The following is an 18,037-nucleotide window of genomic DNA, read 5'->3' on the forward strand; positions in this document are numbered from 1 at the left end:
CCGGGCGTACCGTTGTTGTGATTTATTCGCTCTCATGGCTCTCTTCGATACTGTTGGCGATGCGGGGATAGCGCCAGCTGACATACAGAAAGCCGAGGACAGTGACCGTGAGCAGACCACACAGCTGAATGGCACTGGCACGGCTTGCCAGCAGATAGCACTGAAAGGCGGTTCCGGCCATGGAGAAGGCCAGCAGACATTTCAGGACCCGTGGTGAGACACGGTAGGGGGAACGGGCATACTGCTGGGGAAACAAGCGGGGTAAATCCAGCACCTTATAGGCGAGAACGATTTTGAAGCTGTAGGCCAGCAGCACCTCGCTGCTGGCAATGGCGCCCATGCTGAAATCAAACAGGATCGGAAGCAGGCCGATCAGATATAAGATCACCAACAGATAGACCGGTGTTTTGTACTGTGGGTGCAGATAGGCCAGCTGCCGGGGAAACCAGCCGTCATCGCCGGCCTGCAAAATGGGTTTGGTGCAGGTGCTAATCTTGGCATTCAGGGTCGTGGCCAGGGCAAAGATGGCGCCGCAGATGACAAAATAAATGAACAGGGGGCGGGGCAGGATAGCCTCGGCGACCAACAGCAGTGACTGACCGGCCACCTGGGTGAGTGGAAGCACGCCGGCCGCCACGCTGCATAACAGGGCATATAACAGAGCCACCGCCAGCGTAGAGATGATTATTACCAGCGGAATGTCCCGTTTGGGATTGCGGGCCTCGCCACTGACATCGACGATCACCTCGGCGCCGCCGGTGGCGAACACCAGCAGGGCCGCCGTTTGTAACAGACCGACCGTGCCGTGGGTGAGAAAGTCCGGGGGGCTGAAGAATCCCGGGCGGATGGCGGGTAGCCCGAACAGGGTAAACAGCAGCAGGGCACCGACCAGGCTTAGTACCATGATCCGCTGCACCCGTGCGGCAGTGGCCACCCCGAAATAATTAATGATGAAGAACAGGGTTAAAACGGCGATGGCGAGGGTTTTTTCGCTGAAATAGGGAATAAACGGGTGCAGATACTGCGCCAGCGAGAGGGTAAACAGCGAAATGGAGATACAGCCGATGGTGTACTGGATGATGTATAGCCCAGACCATTTCGCGCCGATGAAAATCCCGGTTTGGGTATAGAAGCCGCCGCGCAGACGCAGACAGCTGTTGACGAAGACCAGCGGAATGGCCGCCGCGATGACGAACAGTGTGGAGATGAGAAAGGCGAAATTGGCCGATCGGCCGGTCATGGCGATGGCTATGCCGGTTAGCGACATGATCCCCGCACCGATAATCTGGCCGACGGCGATCCCCATTAAGTCGGAGCGACCCAATACCCGTTTTAGCTCTTTGGTACTCATGATGTCAGTCCTTTGCGCAGGCGATCCGCGGCTCTGCACCCGGGACAGCTGACGCCGGGTCAGGGGAAAGTGGTGGCGGGTGATGTCGTTTTTCACCGTGCCCGCTATGTATGGGTGGTGACTCCGCCCCGGTGTGCAGCGTGCGGCGGCGGAGAGGGACAATATTAAGACGGCTTCAGCGCCATGATGATATTGTCGACCGCCTGGCGAATATACTCCGGCGAGGTGGCGATATTCAGGCGGATAAAGCCGCGCCCTGCGTCGCCAAACCATGCGCCATAGTCGACGGCCAGTCGCCCCCGCTGCTGGATCCGCTGCGGCAGCTCCTCGTCGCTGCAGTAGGCGCGCAGATCGATCCACATCAGGTAGGTCCCCTGCAGCGGCGAAATCTGGATCAGGGGCAGCGTCCGGCGCAGGGTGGTGTCAATATAGCCATAGTTGCTGCGAATGATCGAGAGCACCTGCTGCAGCCAGTCGGCGCCGTGACGGTAGGCGGCGGCGATGGCGTAATACCCCAGCAGACTGCCGTTGGTGGTGTGGACCACGCGCCCGGCATAGTCATCAAAGGTCTCCCGTAGCGCGGGGGGCTCAACGATCAGGAAGGCATTCTTGAGCCCGGCGAGATTGAAGGTTTTGGAGGCGGCGGCGAAGGTGAGAATGCGCGCCCGAAATGCGCCGTCGTCAACGGTGGCGCTCGGCTGATGCTGACCGTCGAGCACCAGATCCTGATGGATTTCATCGGAGATGACCAGCACGTTATGTTGTTCGCACAGCGTCAGCAGCTGCGCCAGCTCCTGCTCTTGCCAGACCCGCCCCACCGGGTTGTGGGGGGAGCAGAGAATAAACAGTCGTACCCGGTTAGCGGCGATCTTCTCCGCCATATTGGCGAAGTCCATGCTGTAATGCCCCTGATGGTTAACCAGATCGGAGGTGATCAGCGTACGGCCGCAGTCGCGGATCGCCTGCAAAAACGGATAGTACACCGGGGTATTGACCATCACGGCGTCACCGGGGTGGGAGAAGGCGTTAATCAGCCAGTACAGGCCGGTGACGACGCCGGGCGTATAGCGCAGCCACGTGCGCTGGACAGGGTAGCGGTGCCGCTGCTGCTGCCACTGTATAAACGCCTGAAAATACGCCTCCGGTATCTGGCTGTAGCCGAATACGCCATGTTGTGCCCGCTGAAGGAGGGCTTCAGTGACGGCGTCAGGAGAGCGAAAGTCCATATCGGCAACCCACATGGCGAGCAGATTGTCATCGCCGAATCTCTCCTGTAAACCGTCCCATTTCACGCTGTCGGTGTGCCGACGCGGTGTAAAGTATTTTTCTATAAATGTATTTTGTTCCATAAATAAACTATCTCCTTTTTTATTTTTATTATTTTTATTATAGAGTTCACCAGAGGCGCAGAGATGTGAATTGCTGCTCAAGAATTAATCAGCGTCAGGCGGAACGAATTTTTTATTTATATGCGATAAAAATAATGTTCATTAAAGTGAATATTATTGGTGGTGTCGGCGGATGCCAGGCTATTTTCTCCGTGGCTTGGGCTGGGGGAATATCTTTGGATCGCTGAGCGCGATCCCAGGGATATAGCCGGTGAAATATGCGTTTTATCGTGCGGTTGTGTGATTTTCCATGCAAACGAAGGCGCGGCTCCCTTTGTTGTCGGCGAGCTTGGGGGTACACTATGGCGACCCCGAAGCTGTCCAGGAAGAGTTATGCACTGTCCGTTTTGTTCCGCTGTCGATACCAAGGTCATTGATTCGCGTCTGGTGGGCGATGGCTCACAGGTGCGCCGCCGTCGCCAGTGTCTGGTTTGCAATGAACGATTTACCACCTTTGAAGTGGCTGAACTGGTGATGCCACGGGTGGTCAAGAGCAACGGTGTGCGGGAGCCTTTCAATGAGGATAAGCTGCGCAGCGGCATGCTGAAAGCACTCGAAAAGCGGCCGGTGAACTCCGACGATGTCGAGATGGCTATCAGCCATATTAAATCCCAGCTACGTGCCACCGGTGAGCGTGAGGTTGCGACCAAGATGGTCGGTAATCTGGTGATGGATGCGCTGAAGAAGCTCGATAAGGTGGCCTACATTCGTTTTGCCTCTGTATATCGCAGTTTTGAGGATGTACGGGAGTTTGGCGAAGAGATCGCCCGTTTGCAGGAGTAGCGCATTCAGCGTAGGAACCGTGATGATGATGTCTGCAGTCCATTCCGATGAATTTTACATGGCGCGCGCCTTTGAGCTGGCGCGCCGTGGCCGCTTTACCACCACCCCCAATCCTAATGTCGGTTGCGTACTGGTACGCGACGATCGCATCGTGGGCGAAGGGTTTCACCTGCGCGCCGGTGAGCCTCATGCCGAGGTTCTTGCTCTGCGGATGGCCGGTGAGCAGGCCCGTGGTGCGACGGCCTATGTCACCCTGGAGCCGTGCAGCCACCATGGCCGTACGCCCCCCTGCGCAGATGCGCTGGTGGCCGCCGGTGTCAGCCGGGTGGTCGCAGCAATGCAAGACCCGAATCCCCACGTGGCCGGACGGGGGCTATACCGTCTGCAGCAGGCGGGGATCGCGGTGCAACATGGACTGATGCTGGCCGAGGCTGAAGCCATCAATAAAGGCTTTCTGAAGCGTATGCGTACCGGCTTTCCCTATGTACAGCTGAAGCTGGGTGCTTCTCTCGATGGGCGTACCGCCATGGCCTCCGGCGAAAGTCAGTGGATCACCTCTGCTGCCGCTCGCGCCGATGTTCAGCGTTACCGGGCGCAGAGCTCGGCGATTTTAAGCAGTAGCGCGACGGTGCTGGCGGACGATCCGGCACTGACGGTGCGCTGGGATTCGCTGGATGAGGATACCCAGCGTCTGTATCCGCGTGAGCACCTGCGCCAGCCGCTGCGGGTGATCGTGGACAGCCATAACCGGGTGACGCCGCAGCACGGGCTGGTCGCACAGCCCGGTGAGACGCTACTGGCACGGATTGATCCCGATACGCAGGACTGGCCGCCATCGGTGAGCCAGCTGGCTGTACCGCGTCACGGCGAGGGGCTGGATCTGGTGCTGCTGATGATGCAGCTGGGTAAAATGCAGCTGAACAGCGTGTGGGTTGAGGCAGGGCCACGCCTGGCCGGTGCCCTGCTGCAGGCTGGCCTGGTTGATGAGCTGATTGTTTATCTGGCGCCGATGCTGTTGGGCGATGCGGCGCGCGGACTGTGCCATCTGCCTGGGTTGGAGCGCCTGGGCGATGCCCCGGCCCTGACGTTTAGCGATGTTACCCGGGTTGGCAACGATTTGCGTCTGACGCTGCGCATGGTCTAGGCGACCTAATTCCGCCCCGGCAGCGTGCCGTGCCGGGTTGGGCACAGCCGCCGAAATGACAATGGATCTGAGCAGAAGTGCAAAGAGTATGATAGAATCCGCCCCCCTGCGGGGTATAACTGACGTATGTTAAGGAAACCGTATGAAAACGATTCAAGGCGTTGTTGCTGCTCCCCAGGCGCGTGTTGCCATCGCGATCTCGCGCTTTAACCATTTCATCAATGACAGTTTGCTGGAAGGGGCGATCGACGCGCTGAAGCGTATTGGTCAGGTTTCTGACGAAAATATTACCGTCGTGTGGGTGCCGGGCGCCTATGAGCTGCCGTTGACCGTACGCGCGCTGGCGTCCTCTGGCCGTTACGACGCCGTTGTGGCGCTGGGCACCGTGATCCGCGGCGGCACTGCCCATTTTGAATTCGTTGCCGGTGAGTGCAGCTCCGGTCTGGCCAGCGTTGCGCTGAATACCGACGTACCGGTCGCCTTTGGCGTGCTGACCACTGAAACCATCGAACAAGCCATTGATCGCGCCGGGGCCAAAGCGGGTAACAAAGGTGCGGAAGCCGCGCTGACCGCGCTCGAAATGATCAATGTACTTAAAGCCATTAAAGCCTGATTTATTAGTAAGGGGAATTCCGTGAAACCTGCTGCCCGTCGCCGCGCCCGTGAGTGTGCTGTCCAGGCACTCTACTCTTGGCAGATCTCTAAAAATGACATCGCTGATGTCGAATACCAGTTTCTGTCAGAGCAGGACGTGAAAGATGTTGACGTTAACTATTTCCGTGAGCTGTTGTCCGGTGTGGCCAGCAATGCGGAGTATCTGGATGGCCTGATGGCGCCCGTGCTGTCACGTCAGCTGGATGAGCTGGGACAGGTTGAGAGAGCTATCCTGCGCGTGTCCATCTATGAGCTGAGCAAGCGCCAGGATGTCCCTTATAAAGTGGCCATCAATGAAGGCATAGAGCTGGCAAAAATCTTTGGCGCCGAAGACAGCCACAAGTTTGTCAACGGCGTACTGGATAAGGTTGCGCCACAGGTGCGTCCGAACCGTAAATAATCATTGCGGGTCGTCCGCCCGGCCTTATGGGGCCTGACAGCTATGCCACAGGCCGGTTCTCCGGCCTTTTTTTCGGCTGTGCGAACGACCAGATCGCAGGAAACAAGCTATGGCACACGGTGAATTTGATCTGATAGCCCGTTACTTTAACCGTCGGTCTACCCCGCGACACGATGTCCAGCGTGGTATCGGCGATGACTGTGCGCTGCTGTCTGTGTCGGAAAAACAGTGGGTGGCCGTCAGCAGCGATACGCTGGTCAGCGGCATTCATTTTTTACCGGAGATTGATCCGGTCGATCTCGGCTATAAATCCCTGGCGGTAAACATCAGCGATTTGGCGGCGATGGGGGCTGATCCGGCCTGGGTATCACTGGCGCTGACCCTGCCCGCGGTGGACGAACCCTGGCTACAGGCCTTCAGCGATGCCCTGTTTGAGCAGTTAGACTACTACGGTATGCAGCTGATCGGGGGGGATACGACCCGCGGCCCGCTGAGCCTGACCTATACCGTTCAGGGATTGGTGCCGGCCGGCCGGGCGCTGCTGCGCAGCGGCGCCCGCGTGGGTGACTGGATCTATGTCACCGGGACGCTGGGTGACAGCGCAGCGGGGCTGGCGCTGCTGCAGGCGCGCCTGACGGTGGCCGATGAGGCCGATCGGCGCTATCTGCTCGGGCGCCATCTGCGCCCGCAGCCGCGGGTGCTACAGGGGCAGGCGCTGCGCGATCTGGCCAGCGCTGCCATCGATATTTCCGACGGGCTACTCGCCGATTTGGGGCATATCCTCAAGGCCAGCGACTGCGGGGCCAACCTGTATCTGGATAAGCTGCCGCTCTCGGCGGAGCTGATGTGCCACGTCGACGCCGAAACCTGCCAGCGCTGGGCACTGGGCGGTGGTGAAGACTATGAACTGTGCTTTACCGTGCCGGAGATGTACCGCGGCGCGCTGGATATGGCGCTCGCCCAGCTGGGGTGCCGCTATACCTGCATCGGGCAGATGGCTCCGGCGTCGGAGGGGGTATGCCTGTGGCGTGGGGAGCGTCAGGTGACGCTGGATATACAGGGGTTTGATCACTTTGGCTAAGATGACGAAGCAACAGCAGCGGGCGGCCAGGGCGCGCCTGCGTATGGGGAATCCCTGGCACCTGCTGGCGACCGGCTTTGGCAGCGGTTTGAGCCCACTGGTGCCCGGCACCATGGGATCGATCGTCGCCATCCCGTTCTGGCTGCTGTTAGTACAGCTGCCGCAGCCGCTGTATATCGTGGTTCTGCTGCTGAGTATTGTGCTCGGCACCTACCTGTGTCACCGCACCGCGCGTGATATGGGGGTACACGATCATGGCAGCATCGTGTGGGATGAGTTTGTCGGTATGTGGATCACCCTGATGGCGGTACCGGTGCTGGAGTGGCGCTGGGTGCTGGCCGGGCTGGTGATCTTCCGGGTGTTGGACATGTGGAAACCCTGGCCGATCCGCTGGTTTGACCGCAACGTACACGGTGGTTGGGGCATTATGGTCGACGACATCGTCGCCGGGGTGCTGTCGGCGCTGCTGCTGTGGCTGGCCGGGCACTATGGTCTGCGTTGATTCGGCGGCTGGCGCGGTGCGTTGGAGAGCGTAAAAAAGGGGCCGCACTACGGCCCCTTTTGTGTTGGTGAGCGGCAGGCGTTAACGCGCCAGCCAGCCCTCCAGCTGCGCGAGGATGCCGTCGGCGTCCAGCTGCAGATCGCGGCGGATCTCCTCCTGGCTGCCCTGGGGAACAAAGCTGTCCTGCAGGCCGATATTGAGCACCGGTCGCGGCAGGCGCAGCTGCATCAGCAGCTCATTGACGCCGCTGCCGGCGCCGCCCATGACGGCGTTCTCCTCCAGGGTGACCAGGTATTCATGCTGCTCGGCCAGGCTGCGCACCAGCGCGTCATCCAGTGGTTTAACAAAGCGCATGTCAGCGACGCTGGCATTCAGGCGTTCGGCGGCTTCCAACGCTTGCGGCAGCAGGCTGCCGAAGTTAAGGATGGCAATCCGCTCCCCACGGCGGCGCAGGACGCCCTTACCGATCGGCAGGGCCTGCGGCGGCGTCAGCGGCGCGCCGGTGCCGGTACCGCGCGGGTAGCGCACTGCCGAGGGACCTTCGCGGTATTCATAGCCGGTCTGCAGCATCTGGCGGCATTCGTTCTCGTCGCTTGGTGTCATGATCACCAGATTGGGGATACAGCGCAGGAACGAGAGGTCAAAGGCCCCCTGATGGGTCTGACCATCGGCGCCGACGATCCCGCCGCGGTCGATGGCGAACAGCACCGGTAGCCGCTGGATGGCGACATCGTGGATCACCTGATCGTAGGCCCGTTGCAGGAAGCTGGAGTAGATGGCGACCACCGGGTGGTAGCCGCCAATCGCCAGTCCCGCACCAAAGGTGACGGCATGCTGTTCGGCGATCGCCACGTCGAAGTACTGCTGCGGGTATTCGCGGGAGAAGCGCACCATGCCGGAGCCTTCACGCATTGCCGGGGTAATGCCCATCAGCCTGTCATCGTTGTGCGCCGTTTCACACAGCCAGTCGCCGAAGATTTTCGAGTAGGTCGGCAGGGTTCCGCTGCTTTTGGGCAGGGTCCCGGAGGCCGGGTCGAACTTGGGTACCGCGTGCCAACTGATGGGATCTTTTTCTGCCGGGGCGTAGCCCTTACCCTTTTTGGTCATGATGTGCAGCAGCTGTGGGCCTTTCAGGTCACGCATGTTTTTCAGGGTGGCGACCAGCGCCTGCACATCATGGCCATCCACCGGGCCGATATAGTTAAAACCCAGCTCTTCGAACAGGGTACCCGGCACCACCATGCCTTTTAGGTGCTCTTCGGTACGTTTGACCAGCTCTTTGATCGGCGGCAGGCCGGAAAGCATCTTCTTACCGCCTTCGCGTAGGCTGGCATACAGCTTGCCGGATAGCAGCTGGGCCAGATGGTTGTTCAGGGCACCGACGTTTTCGGAGATCGACATTTCATTGTCGTTCAGCACTACCAGCATGTCGGCCTTGATATCGCCTGCGTGATTCATGGCCTCAAAGGCCATCCCTGCGGTCATGGCACCGTCACCGATAACGCAGACGGTGCGGCGGCCTAAGCCTTCGCGCTCGGCGGCGACGGCCATGCCCAGTCCGGCGCTGATGGAGGTGGAGGAGTGGCCGACGCTCAGCGTGTCATATTCGCTCTCGTCTCGCCAGGGGAATGGGTGCAGCCCACCCTTTTGGCGAATGGTGGCGATGCGGTCGCGTCGTCCGGTCAGGATCTTGTGTGGATAGGCTTGATGACCCACGTCCCAGATCAGCGAGTCGAACGGGGTCTGGTAGACATAGTGCAGTGCCACGGTCAGCTCGACGGCCCCCAGGCCGGAGGCGAAGTGCCCGCTGGAGCGGCTGACGCTGTTCAGCAGATACTGGCGCAGCTCATCGCACAGCGTCGGCAAACTCTCTTTGGGCAACAGGCGCAGATCGTCGGGATCCGGCACCAGCGCCAGCGTTGGGTATTTGGCAATATCAAAACTCATTAGCGGCTCATGTCTGCGTATTCGTATGACAACACCCGCCGTGCGCATTGGCCGACGGAAATTGTTATTATGGCGTTAATTATCGCGTTCAACGATAAAACTGGCTAAGGATTTTAGCGCCTGCGTATCCAGGTTGTGGCATTGCTCAAGCTCAGCCAGCGCCTGCAGCGCCTCATCCAGCAGCGTAGCGGCTTTCTGCCGCGCCTGATCCAGGCCGAGCAGGGCTGGATAGGTGCTTTTGTCCAGCTGTTGATCCGCTCCCTGGCGCTTGCCGGTCTTACTGCTGTCACCCACCACATCCAAAATGTCATCCTGTACCTGGAACGCCAGACCGATGGCGGCGGCGTAGCGGTCAAGGACCGGAAGGGCGTTCCGTCCAGGGGCACCGCCGGCCAGGGCCCCCATACGTACCGCACAGCGGATCAGCGCTCCGGTTTTATGGCGATGGATCTGCTCCAGCGCCGCCAGCGCCACGTGTCGCCCTTCGGCCTCCAGATCGAGCGCCTGGCCGCCACACATCCCGGCGACGCCGCTGGCGTGGGCCAGCTCACTCAGCATCTGTAGGCGGTCGCGGTCGGTAACCCCGGGCATCTGGCCGTCGGCCAGAATGGAAAAGGCCAGAGTCTGCAGCGCGTCACCTGCCAGTATGGCATGGGCCTCACCAAACTTGATATGGCAGGTTGGCTGGCCGCGGCGCAGATCGTCATCGTCCATCGCGGGCAGATCGTCGTGCAGCAGCGAGTAGGCATGAATGCACTCAACGGCGGCGGCCGGTGCGTCCAGCGCCGTCGGTGAGCAACCAAACAGGCTGCCGGTGGCATACACCAGATAGGGGCGCAGGCGCTTGCCGCCCAGCAGGGCGCCGTAGCGCATGGCGCCTACCAGCGGTCCGTCGGCAAAGGGCAGGGTATCCAACGCCCGGCTCAGTGCCGCATCTACCCGTTGGTGGCAGGTTTTCATCTGTTGCTCAAAAGACGCCATGGCTTACTCTTGTTCTGCATTGAAAGGCGATAGCGGGGCATCCTGATCGTCGCTGAGCAGGATTTTAACGCGCTGTTCTGCCTGCTGTAGGGTCTGCTGTCCCTGGCGGGCCAGACGGATGCCGCGCTCGAATTCGCTGAGCGCCTCCTCCAGCGGAAGGTCGCCGGACTCCAGGCGTACCACTATCTGTTCCAGTTCGCTAAGTGCCTGTTCAAATGCCGGTGCGGCGGGTGCTTTCTTGGCCATATTCTCTTTACTTGGTTGCTGGCAAAACGATGGACGGGTTCGTGGCCCGGCAAGATTCTGCATCTGCCGATGTACATGTTCGCACCGTTTTGGCTAACTTAGTGGTATACTGCGCGCCCTGTGCTCGGCACGGCGCATTCTGCAGAAGACGCGTCCGTGCAGTGTAAGCCCTTTTAACGCATATCTCGACGACTATTAGCCACGACCGCCATGAAGTTTATCATTAAATTATTCCCGGAAATCACTATTAAAAGCCAGTCTGTACGCCTGCGCTTTATTAAAATCTTGACCGGGAATATCCGCAACGTGTTGAAACCGTTGGTTGAAGATGTGGCGGTGACGCGCCATTGGGATCATATCGAAGTTCGGGCCAAAGAGGAAAGCCGCCGCGACCTGGTTCGTGATGCCTTAACCCGGATCCCGGGTATTCATCACATTTTAGAGGTGGAGGATCATCCCTACACCGACATGCACGATATCTTTGAACAGACGCTGGCGATGTACCGTGAGCAGCTGGAAGAGAAAACCTTTTGCGTGCGCGTTAAGCGCCGCGGCAAACATACGTTTACCTCAATTGAGGTGGAGCGCTATGTCGGCGGCGGTCTGAATCAGAATATCCCCAGTGCCCGGGTTCGTCTGAACCACCCCGAGGTGACGGTTAACCTGGAGATTGAAGACGATCGTTTGCTGCTGGTGCGCGGCCGCTTTGAGGGACAGGGGGGGTACCCTATCGGTACCCAGGAGGATGTTCTGTCGCTGATCTCCGGCGGCTTTGACTCCGGGGTTTCCAGCTATATGCTGATGCGCCGCGGCTGCCGGGTGCACTACTGCTTCTTCAACCTGGGCGGCTCTGCGCATGAAATCGGCGTGAAGCAGGTGGCACACTATCTGTGGAACCGGTTCGGCAGCTCGCACCGGGTACGCTTTGTCGCCATTGACTTTGCACCGGTGGTCGGTGAGATCCTGGAGAAGGTGGACGACGGCCAGATGGGGGTGGTGCTGAAGCGCATGATGGTGCGTGCCGCGTCTCGGGTCGCCGAACGCTATGGTATTCAGGCGCTGGTGACCGGGGAGGCGCTGGGACAGGTCTCCAGCCAGACCCTGACCAACCTGCGTCTGATCGACGGCGTGAGCGATACGCTGGTGCTGCGTCCGCTGATTGCCCATGACAAAGAGCATATCATCCGCCTGGCGCGCAACATCGGTACCGAGGATTTTGCCAAGACCATGCCGGAATTCTGCGGCGTGATCTCGAAGAGCCCGACCGTGAAGGCGGTGAAGGCGAGGATTGAGGCCGAAGAGGAGCACTTCGATTTCGCCATTCTGGATCGTGTGGTCGACGAGGCGCAGACCATGGACATTCGCGACATCGCGCGTCAGAGCGAGGCCGACGTCGTCGAAGTCGAGACCATCGAATCGCTGGCCGAGGGCGATGTGGTCCTGGATATCCGCGCTCCCGATGAGCAGGAGGCGAAGCCGTTGCAGCTGGCAGACAGCGAGGTGATCTGCCTGCCGTTCTATAAGCTGGCCAATGCCTTCGGCGATCTGGATCAAGTCCGTCGTTACGTGCTGTACTGCGATCGTGGGGTGATGAGCCGCCTGCAGGCACTCTACCTGCGCGAGCAGGGCTACGACAACGTCCGCGTCTACCGCCCTTAAGCGTTTCCCTCCGCCATGTTGCCGCTCAGCCTCGTTTGCAGGCTGAGCGGTAACGTCAAACCATACGCCTCCAGCAGCGTCTCATCGCGCAGGATCTGCGCCGTCGCACCTTGGGCTGCAATACGTCCACTGCAGAGCACCAGCGTTCGTTGGGTCGTCTGTAGGGCCAAATCGAGATCGTGGGTGGCGAGCAGCAGGGCGCTATTCAGGCTATTCAAATGATGGATCAGGGTACGACGTGCCTGCGGATCGAGCGCCGCGCTGGGCTCATCCAACAGGAGTAGAGCTGGATCCGCGATCAATAATGTGGCTAGCGCCGCGCGTTGCTGTTCGCCGCCCGACAGGTGATGGGGCGGCCGATCGAGTAGCGGCAACAGGCCGAAGGTGGTGGCGATCTGTTGGATCCGCTGTTGATGTGCCACCTCACTCAGCGGAGTGTCACCGATCGACAGCGCTAATTCCTCACGCAGCGATGGCAGAATCAACTGACACTCTTGGCGCTGGAACAACAGGCCTAGGCGTTGTCCCGCGCGCCGGGGCTGGCCGATGCAGGAGATCCCCTCCACCTTGATACTTCCTGCTCTAGGGGTCAAGCAGCCGCACAGGTGTAGCAACAGTGACGACTTGCCGCTGCCGTTGGCACCAATCAGGGCGACCTTTTCTCCATGGTGAATCGTCAGGTTGACATTACGTAGCACCGGTAATGCCTGGTAGGCGACGGTGAGGTGTTCAACCTGGAGTAAGATAGACACGTTCTCCTCCTATGAATAACAGCAGTGTCAAGAGGATCAGGGCGAGCGTCATACTGTCGCGCCGGCGCCAATGCAGATATCGGCGGATGTCGTAGCGCGGCATTGCGGGTTTGCAGCACAGGGCGAGGCGAACATCCTCTGCATGGCGAGTGGCGTAGACCAGTACGGAGCCGAGCATACAGGCGTAGATCCACATCCTGGTGCGTAACGTGAGACGCTGACGCGCCGGCGCGCGCAGCTGCAAGGCTTGCAGGCTGGCACGTAGATAGCGCGCTAAAGTGCTGAGGTGGCGGAAGGTGAGTAGCAGCAGCGAGACGGTGTTGGCCGGTACGCGCATCCCCTGCAATGCGGCACCTAATGTTGTGGTATCGAGTCCGGCACAAAAGAAGAGTAGGAATGCCAGTGATACGTTGGATTTGAGGGTCAACAGCCATGCGAGAGCGATGCCTGGGTGTGATGGCACCGCTGGGACTGGGGGCCAGCTAGCGCCTGCGACGCTAAAGGGTAGGGTGAGCCAGAAAAATAGCATCAAGATATTTAAAGGAATAAAGGCACGATAGGCGCCCCGCGGCAGCGGGGTGAGCAGCAGAGCGAGTGCGGCCAGGGCACCCCAAACGGCGACGAATTGTGGGGTGAGGCTCTGTACTACGCCAGCGCTGACTAACAGCGCGCCGCCGAGCCGGCAACGTGGATCCCAGCCATAGCGTGGCTTGGCCGAGAGCGTGGATCGAGGGGCGTTAAAAGAGAACATTAACGGAAGCTACCGGTGAGCAGTTCGGGAGCGACCCGCTTCAGGAACAGAAAGGCAAACAGGGTGATCCCTCCCTCCAGCAGCGCCAGCGGTAGATTGGCGATGAACAGTAGCGTGGCCGTTGAGGCAAGGGTGGCGTGACTCCAGGTGAGTGCCAGATAGATGAGTACGGCAGCGATGACGATGGGTAAGGCACCGCAGAGAAAGGCGATGCCAGACGCCAGCCGGCCGGGGCGTCGCAACCCAGGAGTCAGTGGCAGGCAGCCCAGTAGCGCTGCGCCGCCCATGACGCTGGCATTGACCCCGAGCGACAAGAGGCCGCCGAATTGAAAGAGTATCGCCTGTAGTGCCAGGGCGATGAAGATGGCGGGAAAAGCGCTCCAGCCGAGGATGATCCCCATAACGCCGAGCAGGGTGAAGTGTATCGAGCTGGCCCCCAGGGGGATACGCACCAACGAGGCCAGAAAGAAAGCGCTGCTCAGGACGGCGATACGCGGCAGCTGTTGCGTAGAGGTGTGCCGCAGCGCCAGCGTTGCCAGTAGCGCGCTACACCCCCAGCCGGAAAAGATCACCGGTAGCGTTAAGATCCCTTCACTGATGTGCATGCGTGTTTTTCCGCCCATGGTGACGCGCCATATAGCCGATGGCGGCGTAGATATTAATGAGTAAGCTAACGCCGAGTAGCGCGCGTAACGGCATGGAGAAGCGGGAGAAGAGGTCGCCATTTAACGGTTGGGGCTCCGCTTTGACCGCCTGTTGTGTCACCTTAAGGGGATGATTGAGCGCATGTCCCATACCGTCGCGCATCTCCAGACGCCATTCACCGCTCTGGTTGGGGACGAAGGCGAAACGCCCCAGGCGATCGGTACGCCCGTTCTGATATTCGGTGCTGGCATTATCGGGTGCATAGAGCTTGATCTGGGCGAAGGGGGCGGCGTCACCGGTGGAATAGCCGAACTGTACCACCTGCGCCTGATCGCTGCTTAGATCGCGCACTAGCACGCTATGTGCATCAACCGGCGCGACCAGCCCCCCCGATAGGGAGAGTAACATCCAGATTGCGATAGAACGCATGATAATTCACCTCCTCAGCCCTGTTGCCGGTCATAACGCCGTTGGAGAACGTCACGTCAGTTAATTCAACTGATGGTGATGGTTATTCTGCGATAGGAAAGACCAGCGTTGCCCGTAAATCATGTTTATTAATATCTGCTTGGGGTTGTGACTGCGTTATCCCGGCATGTAACAACCATAGCCCGGGTTGTGTAATGGTAAATTCGGCGATCCCTTGTGAATCACTTTGCTGATTGGCTAAATATGTCTTATATTCTTGGGAATAACCATCGTAGGTAATGTTGATAGTACTCTGTAGTGGTTGGCCATCTAATAATGATTGAACTTTTATTTTTCCGTTTCCTTTAATGTCGGCAGGATTAGTGAGTAGGATTAACTCCAGTTTCTGTCCTAATGCCTGCTGGTAAGTGGTATCTCCAGGGGTGGGGTTGAGTAAGGTCTTAGCGAACTTTTCATAGCGGTTAACGCTGATGACTTTTTTCCCCTGTGCTTCCAGGGTGGCACGATCGCCGGGTAACATACCTTCGGTGGTTTCACACCAAATCTGCGGTAGCCGGTGGCCAACCAGCAGCGCGCTTCCTGCTTGTGGCAAGACGACTTGGGCATCAAGGGTATTGTGCTGTGGCTGTTCATGTAGAGGAAGAGGAGTACTCACTCCACCTTGATACAAGGCGAGGGTGACATCGCTAAGATTCTCCATCTCTTCATTCACCATAAATATATGGGAGGAGATTGCCTCGACGCGGACAGACTCACCGGCGCTCAGTTGGCTCTTCTCTGGCTTAATCAGAAACTCGTGAGCGGAGGCTGCATTCAGAATCAATAGCAGTCCTAAGGGAATAAGTAAGTGCATGGTTTTAGCTAGCATAGTAACCTCCCTTACATCTTGTTGAGTTTAATAAAGCATAGGGGTGGATTTACTGGAAATAAACCGTGAAGAATAACCCGATCCTTTTAATATAATTTTTCAGTACGCGCAAGTACCCCCATCGAGAGAAGTCAACATAGGGAACGGAGGAAATATAAATATGTGATCGGTCAGGGCGTATGATGAATTAATAAAAACTGCATACATAGACGGGGAATATATTTTCCTCGTTTCTGTCCATTTTTCCGAGGGTATTGAGCGCCGCCTCTGCAGCTCCCCGAACTGGCGGGGAGCGTCTGTACGGTTAGCTTTGGTAATCGTGGATACCGGCAGCCGTGACCAGCTGCGCTGCGACTTCAGCCGCTTTCTCTCTGCCCAGCAGAATATCAATAATCTTCAGTGCAAAATCGATACTGGTGCCCGGTCCCTGGCTGGTCAGCAGGCGTACCCGCTCGTCATAGTAGGCCCGCTTATCCATCCATTTCTCTGCGGGGATCTGGGATTTCATACCCGGGTAACCGGTCATATTGGCGATGGGAAACAGGTTGTGGTGCTGTAAGATCAGCGCTGGGGCAGCGCAGATGGCGGCGATAAGACGCCCCTCCAGGTGCATCTGGCGGATCTTCTCGATCACCAGATCGCTATCGCGCAGGCACTCGGCACCGGCCAGTCCACCGGGCAGGATCAGGGCATCGAAGGGCTCATCGGCCACCTGGACCAGCGTGGTGTCCGCCAGCAGGCGTACGCCGCGCGAGCAGACGATCTCCCGGCTGCCGTCCGGCGCCGCGCTGGCGCTGACGACCCGGATACCGGCGCGCACCAGCAGATCGAGGGTGGTGACCACTTCGGTCTCTTCACTGCCAGGTGCCAGACACACCAAGGCCGATACGCTCATAGGTTTGTTCCTTTCGTTTTATCAGGTCAAAAAGTTGACGGTTTTCCGGCAACGCCAGGCCGTGGCTGCGGCCACAGCGGATTAGATGGCCGGTAATATAGTCGATTTCGGTATGGCGCTGGGCCTGCACGTCCTGCAGCATCGATGAGAGGTTGTCGGCGGTCAGGTTAATCACCTGCATCACATAGCTGTGCAGGGTCTCCTGGGTGGTGCGGTAGCCTTCTGCCTCCATCACCTCGGCGATCTCGGCGATCAGGGCGTGAATATGATCCTGATGGTGGACCAGCGCACCGTTATGGCAGCCATAGAGCACGCTGAGCGGATTAATCACGCAGTTTATCGCCAGCTTATTCCACAGCGCGGGTTGAATATTGTCGTGCCAGGCCACGTCGGGCAGAGCACGGTGCAGGGCATCGGCCAGCGCGCTGCAGGATTGCCCCGCCTCATTGAGCGGGCCGATATGGGTGATCCCCCCGGCAACATGCCAGACGGTATGCCCCTCCCGGCGCGCGGCATGCGTCGTGCTCCCTTGCAGCAGGGGTTGGCGGGGGAGCGTCTGCAACTCATCGAGCGCCCCCATGCCGTTGTGCAGCAGCAGCAGGGTACAGTGTGGGGAGAGCCGTGGCAGCAGCGGCGGCAGGGCGTTGGCGATTTGCCAGGCTTTCAGGGTCACCAGCAGCAGATCGCTTTGCGCCAGCAGGCCAGCGTCATTGGCCGGAAGCTGGCGCTGGTAGGTCAGCCCCTGTGGCGTGATCAGGTGGACGTTACAGTCTGGCTGGGGAAGCCGCAGCCAGCCCTGAACCTGATGTCCGCGCCGCGCCAGTGCAGACAGCCACAGCTTGCCCAGAGCGCCACAGCCCAGAACGGTTATCTTCATTACACCTCCACGGCATTTCCGTGCGCGCCGAAAACGCATGTTACCCCATACAGTATAAACTTTTATGCCGGTCGGTGTCCCGTCACCGTTAGCGGCGACAGCCCGGCGATCTTGCATCATGGCGCTGAGCCGTTATCATGCACGGCATTATAGCGAGAGGAGAAGTAGCATGCCGTCATTCGATATCGTATCCGAAGTGGATCTGCAGGAAGTCCGTAACGCCGTCGAAAACGCCACGCGTGAGCTGGCGTCGCGCTGGGATTTTCGTAATGTGGAAGCCAGCGTTGAGCTGAATGAGAAGAACGAAACCATCAAGCTCACCACCATTTCCGATTTTCAGGTCAAGCAGCTGGTCGATATTCTGCGCGAGAAGCTGGTCAAGCGCGGCATTGAGGCTGGCGCACTGGAGATCCCGGAGGAGTGTGAGCACAGCGGCAAGCTTTACAGCGTAGAGGCGAAGCTGCAGAAAGGTATCGATAGCGTCATGGCGAAGAAGCTGGTGAAGCTGATTAAAGACAGCAAGCTGAAGGTGCAGACGCAGATCCAGGGCGAACAGCTGCGCGTCACCGGTAAGTCACGCGACGATCTACAGGGGGCGATGGCGCTGGTGCGCGGCGCCGATCTGGGCCAGCCATTCCAGTTTAATAACTTCCGTGACTGATCCCTGCGGGGCAGGCTCTGGCT

Annotated in this window: 20 protein-coding genes; 8 read left to right on the plus strand and 12 right to left on the minus strand. The window is 59.0% G+C overall.

The window, feature by feature from the left end; genetic code table 11:
• Positions 1–22: 22 nt before the first annotated feature.
• Both EIEH_RS16305 and EIEH_RS16310 read right to left on the minus strand, forming a co-directional pair.
• Entirely contained in the window at positions 23–1,447 is a 1,425-nt protein-coding gene (locus EIEH_RS16305; RefSeq protein WP_107775180.1) for an APC family permease, read from the minus strand.
• Positions 1,448–1,515: 68 nt separating this feature from the next.
• Positions 1,516–2,700 (minus strand): MalY/PatB family protein, encoded by a 1,185-nt coding sequence (locus EIEH_RS16310; RefSeq protein ID WP_015870446.1) that lies wholly within the window; start codon positions 2,698–2,700, stop codon positions 1,516–1,518.
• Positions 2,701–3,072: 372 nt separating this feature from the next.
• On the opposite strand from EIEH_RS16310, the gene nrdR reads away from it, so the two are divergent.
• The 6 genes from nrdR (at position 3,073) to pgpA (ending at position 7,303) form a co-directional block, all read left to right on the plus strand.
• Positions 3,073–3,522, plus strand: coding sequence for a transcriptional regulator NrdR (gene nrdR, locus EIEH_RS16315; protein WP_015870448.1), 450 nt, complete (start codon positions 3,073–3,075; stop codon positions 3,520–3,522).
• 22 nt (positions 3,523–3,544) lie between these two features.
• A complete protein-coding gene (gene ribD, locus EIEH_RS16320; RefSeq protein ID WP_015870449.1) occupies positions 3,545–4,666 on the plus strand; it encodes a bifunctional diaminohydroxyphosphoribosylaminopyrimidine deaminase/5-amino-6-(5-phosphoribosylamino)uracil reductase RibD in 1,122 nt (373 codons plus the stop codon).
• Positions 4,667–4,808: 142 nt separating this feature from the next.
• Positions 4,809–5,279, plus strand: coding sequence for a 6,7-dimethyl-8-ribityllumazine synthase (gene ribH, locus EIEH_RS16325; protein WP_015870450.1), 471 nt, complete (start codon positions 4,809–4,811; stop codon positions 5,277–5,279).
• A 21-nt stretch (positions 5,280–5,300) separates the two neighbouring features.
• Positions 5,301–5,720, plus strand: coding sequence for a transcription antitermination factor NusB (gene nusB, locus EIEH_RS16330; protein WP_015870451.1), 420 nt, complete (start codon positions 5,301–5,303; stop codon positions 5,718–5,720).
• Positions 5,721–5,829: 109 nt separating this feature from the next.
• Positions 5,830–6,801 (plus strand): thiamine-phosphate kinase, encoded by a 972-nt coding sequence (gene thiL / locus EIEH_RS16335; RefSeq protein WP_015870452.1) that lies wholly within the window; start codon positions 5,830–5,832, stop codon positions 6,799–6,801.
• Position 6,802: 1 nt separating this feature from the next.
• Positions 6,803–7,303 (plus strand): phosphatidylglycerophosphatase A, encoded by a 501-nt coding sequence (gene pgpA, locus EIEH_RS16340; protein ID WP_035610367.1) that lies wholly within the window; start codon positions 6,803–6,805, stop codon positions 7,301–7,303.
• An 81-nt stretch (positions 7,304–7,384) separates the two neighbouring features.
• Here pgpA and dxs read toward each other — a convergent pair whose 3' ends face one another.
• From dxs to xseB, 3 genes are all read right to left on the minus strand, one after another.
• Positions 7,385–9,250 carry a 1-deoxy-D-xylulose-5-phosphate synthase gene (gene dxs, locus EIEH_RS16345; protein ID WP_015870454.1) on the minus strand — a complete coding sequence of 622 codons (1,866 nt, stop codon included), beginning with the start codon at positions 9,248–9,250 and terminating at the stop codon, positions 7,385–7,387.
• Positions 9,251–9,325: 75 nt separating this feature from the next.
• Positions 9,326–10,231, minus strand: a complete 906-nt coding sequence (ispA, locus tag EIEH_RS16350) for a (2E,6E)-farnesyl diphosphate synthase (protein ID WP_015870455.1) — start codon at positions 10,229–10,231, stop codon at positions 9,326–9,328.
• 3 nt (positions 10,232–10,234) lie between these two features.
• On the minus strand, positions 10,235–10,477 hold the full coding sequence (gene xseB / locus EIEH_RS16355) for an exodeoxyribonuclease VII small subunit (RefSeq protein WP_015870456.1): 243 nt from the start codon (positions 10,475–10,477) through the stop codon (positions 10,235–10,237).
• A 210-nt stretch (positions 10,478–10,687) separates the two neighbouring features.
• Here xseB and thiI point away from each other — a divergent pair, with 210 nt between their 5' ends.
• Positions 10,688–12,136 (plus strand): tRNA uracil 4-sulfurtransferase ThiI, encoded by a 1,449-nt coding sequence (gene thiI / locus EIEH_RS16360; protein ID WP_015870457.1) that lies wholly within the window; start codon positions 10,688–10,690, stop codon positions 12,134–12,136.
• On the opposite strand, the gene EIEH_RS16365 is transcribed toward thiI, so the two are convergent.
• From EIEH_RS16365 to panE, 7 genes are all read right to left on the minus strand, one after another.
• Positions 12,133–12,888 (minus strand): energy-coupling factor ABC transporter ATP-binding protein, encoded by a 756-nt coding sequence (locus EIEH_RS16365; protein WP_015870458.1) that lies wholly within the window; start codon positions 12,886–12,888, stop codon positions 12,133–12,135. The genes thiI and EIEH_RS16365 overlap by 4 nt on opposite strands.
• The gene (locus EIEH_RS16370; RefSeq protein WP_015870459.1) at positions 12,866–13,639 is read right to left on the minus strand and encodes an energy-coupling factor transporter transmembrane component T; all 774 of its coding nucleotides are present in this window, start codon (positions 13,637–13,639) and stop codon (positions 12,866–12,868) included. The genes EIEH_RS16365 and EIEH_RS16370 overlap by 23 nt, the downstream gene beginning before the upstream one ends.
• Positions 13,639–14,244, minus strand: a complete 606-nt coding sequence (gene cbiM / locus EIEH_RS16375) for a cobalt transporter CbiM (RefSeq protein WP_015870460.1) — start codon at positions 14,242–14,244, stop codon at positions 13,639–13,641. The genes EIEH_RS16370 and cbiM overlap by 1 nt, the downstream gene beginning before the upstream one ends.
• Positions 14,231–14,713, minus strand: a complete 483-nt coding sequence (locus EIEH_RS16380; RefSeq protein ID WP_015870461.1) for a hypothetical protein — start codon at positions 14,711–14,713, stop codon at positions 14,231–14,233. Before EIEH_RS16380 ends, cbiM begins: the two co-directional genes overlap by 14 nt.
• 82 nt (positions 14,714–14,795) lie before the next feature.
• Positions 14,796–15,581 carry a DUF4198 domain-containing protein gene (locus EIEH_RS16385; RefSeq protein WP_015870462.1) on the minus strand — a complete coding sequence of 262 codons (786 nt, stop codon included), beginning with the start codon at positions 15,579–15,581 and terminating at the stop codon, positions 14,796–14,798.
• A gap of 304 nt (positions 15,582–15,885) precedes the next feature.
• Positions 15,886–16,476, minus strand: a complete 591-nt coding sequence (gene yajL, locus EIEH_RS16390) for a protein deglycase YajL (protein ID WP_015870463.1) — start codon at positions 16,474–16,476, stop codon at positions 15,886–15,888.
• On the minus strand, positions 16,436–17,353 hold the full coding sequence (panE, locus tag EIEH_RS16395; RefSeq protein WP_015870464.1) for a 2-dehydropantoate 2-reductase: 918 nt from the start codon (positions 17,351–17,353) through the stop codon (positions 16,436–16,438). Before panE ends, yajL begins: the two co-directional genes overlap by 41 nt.
• Positions 17,354–17,522: 169 nt before the next feature.
• On the opposite strand from panE, the gene EIEH_RS16400 reads away from it, so the two are divergent.
• A complete protein-coding gene (locus EIEH_RS16400) occupies positions 17,523–18,014 on the plus strand; it encodes a YajQ family cyclic di-GMP-binding protein (protein WP_015870465.1) in 492 nt (163 codons plus the stop codon).
• Positions 18,015–18,037: the final 23 nt, after the last annotated feature.

It is taken from the genome of Edwardsiella ictaluri ATCC 33202, assembly GCF_000264785.1.
GTDB classification, from domain to species: Bacteria; Pseudomonadota; Gammaproteobacteria; order Enterobacterales; family Enterobacteriaceae; genus Edwardsiella; species Edwardsiella ictaluri.

What these genes read in the sequence shown, in the direction of transcription:
- EIEH_RS16310 (WP_015870446.1), bottom strand. Translation starts at nt 2,700, where the DNA reads ATGGAACAAAATACATTTATAGAAAAATACTTTACACCGCGTCGGCAC.
- nrdR (WP_015870448.1), top strand. Translation starts at nt 3,073, where the DNA reads ATGCACTGTCCGTTTTGTTCCGCTGTCGATACCAAGGTCATTGATTCG.
- ribD (WP_015870449.1), top strand. Translation starts at nt 3,545, where the DNA reads ATGATGATGTCTGCAGTCCATTCCGATGAATTTTACATGGCGCGCGCC.
- ribH (WP_015870450.1), top strand. Translation starts at nt 4,809, where the DNA reads ATGAAAACGATTCAAGGCGTTGTTGCTGCTCCCCAGGCGCGTGTTGCC.
- thiL (WP_015870452.1), top strand. Translation starts at nt 5,830, where the DNA reads ATGGCACACGGTGAATTTGATCTGATAGCCCGTTACTTTAACCGTCGG.
- pgpA (WP_035610367.1), top strand. Translation starts at nt 6,803, where the DNA reads ATGACGAAGCAACAGCAGCGGGCGGCCAGGGCGCGCCTGCGTATGGGG.
- dxs (WP_015870454.1), bottom strand. Translation starts at nt 9,250, where the DNA reads ATGAGTTTTGATATTGCCAAATACCCAACGCTGGCGCTGGTGCCGGAT.
- ispA (WP_015870455.1), bottom strand. Translation starts at nt 10,231, where the DNA reads ATGGCGTCTTTTGAGCAACAGATGAAAACCTGCCACCAACGGGTAGAT.
- xseB (WP_015870456.1), bottom strand. Translation starts at nt 10,477, where the DNA reads ATGGCCAAGAAAGCACCCGCCGCACCGGCATTTGAACAGGCACTTAGC.
- thiI (WP_015870457.1), top strand. Translation starts at nt 10,688, where the DNA reads ATGAAGTTTATCATTAAATTATTCCCGGAAATCACTATTAAAAGCCAG.
- EIEH_RS16370 (WP_015870459.1), bottom strand. Translation starts at nt 13,639, where the DNA reads ATGTTCTCTTTTAACGCCCCTCGATCCACGCTCTCGGCCAAGCCACGC.
- cbiM (WP_015870460.1), bottom strand. Translation starts at nt 14,244, where the DNA reads ATGCACATCAGTGAAGGGATCTTAACGCTACCGGTGATCTTTTCCGGC.
- EIEH_RS16380 (WP_015870461.1), bottom strand. Translation starts at nt 14,713, where the DNA reads ATGCGTTCTATCGCAATCTGGATGTTACTCTCCCTATCGGGGGGGCTG.
- EIEH_RS16385 (WP_015870462.1), bottom strand. Translation starts at nt 15,581, where the DNA reads ATGCTAGCTAAAACCATGCACTTACTTATTCCCTTAGGACTGCTATTG.
- yajL (WP_015870463.1), bottom strand. Translation starts at nt 16,476, where the DNA reads ATGAGCGTATCGGCCTTGGTGTGTCTGGCACCTGGCAGTGAAGAGACC.
- panE (WP_015870464.1), bottom strand. Translation starts at nt 17,353, where the DNA reads ATGAAGATAACCGTTCTGGGCTGTGGCGCTCTGGGCAAGCTGTGGCTG.
- EIEH_RS16400 (WP_015870465.1), top strand. Translation starts at nt 17,523, where the DNA reads ATGCCGTCATTCGATATCGTATCCGAAGTGGATCTGCAGGAAGTCCGT.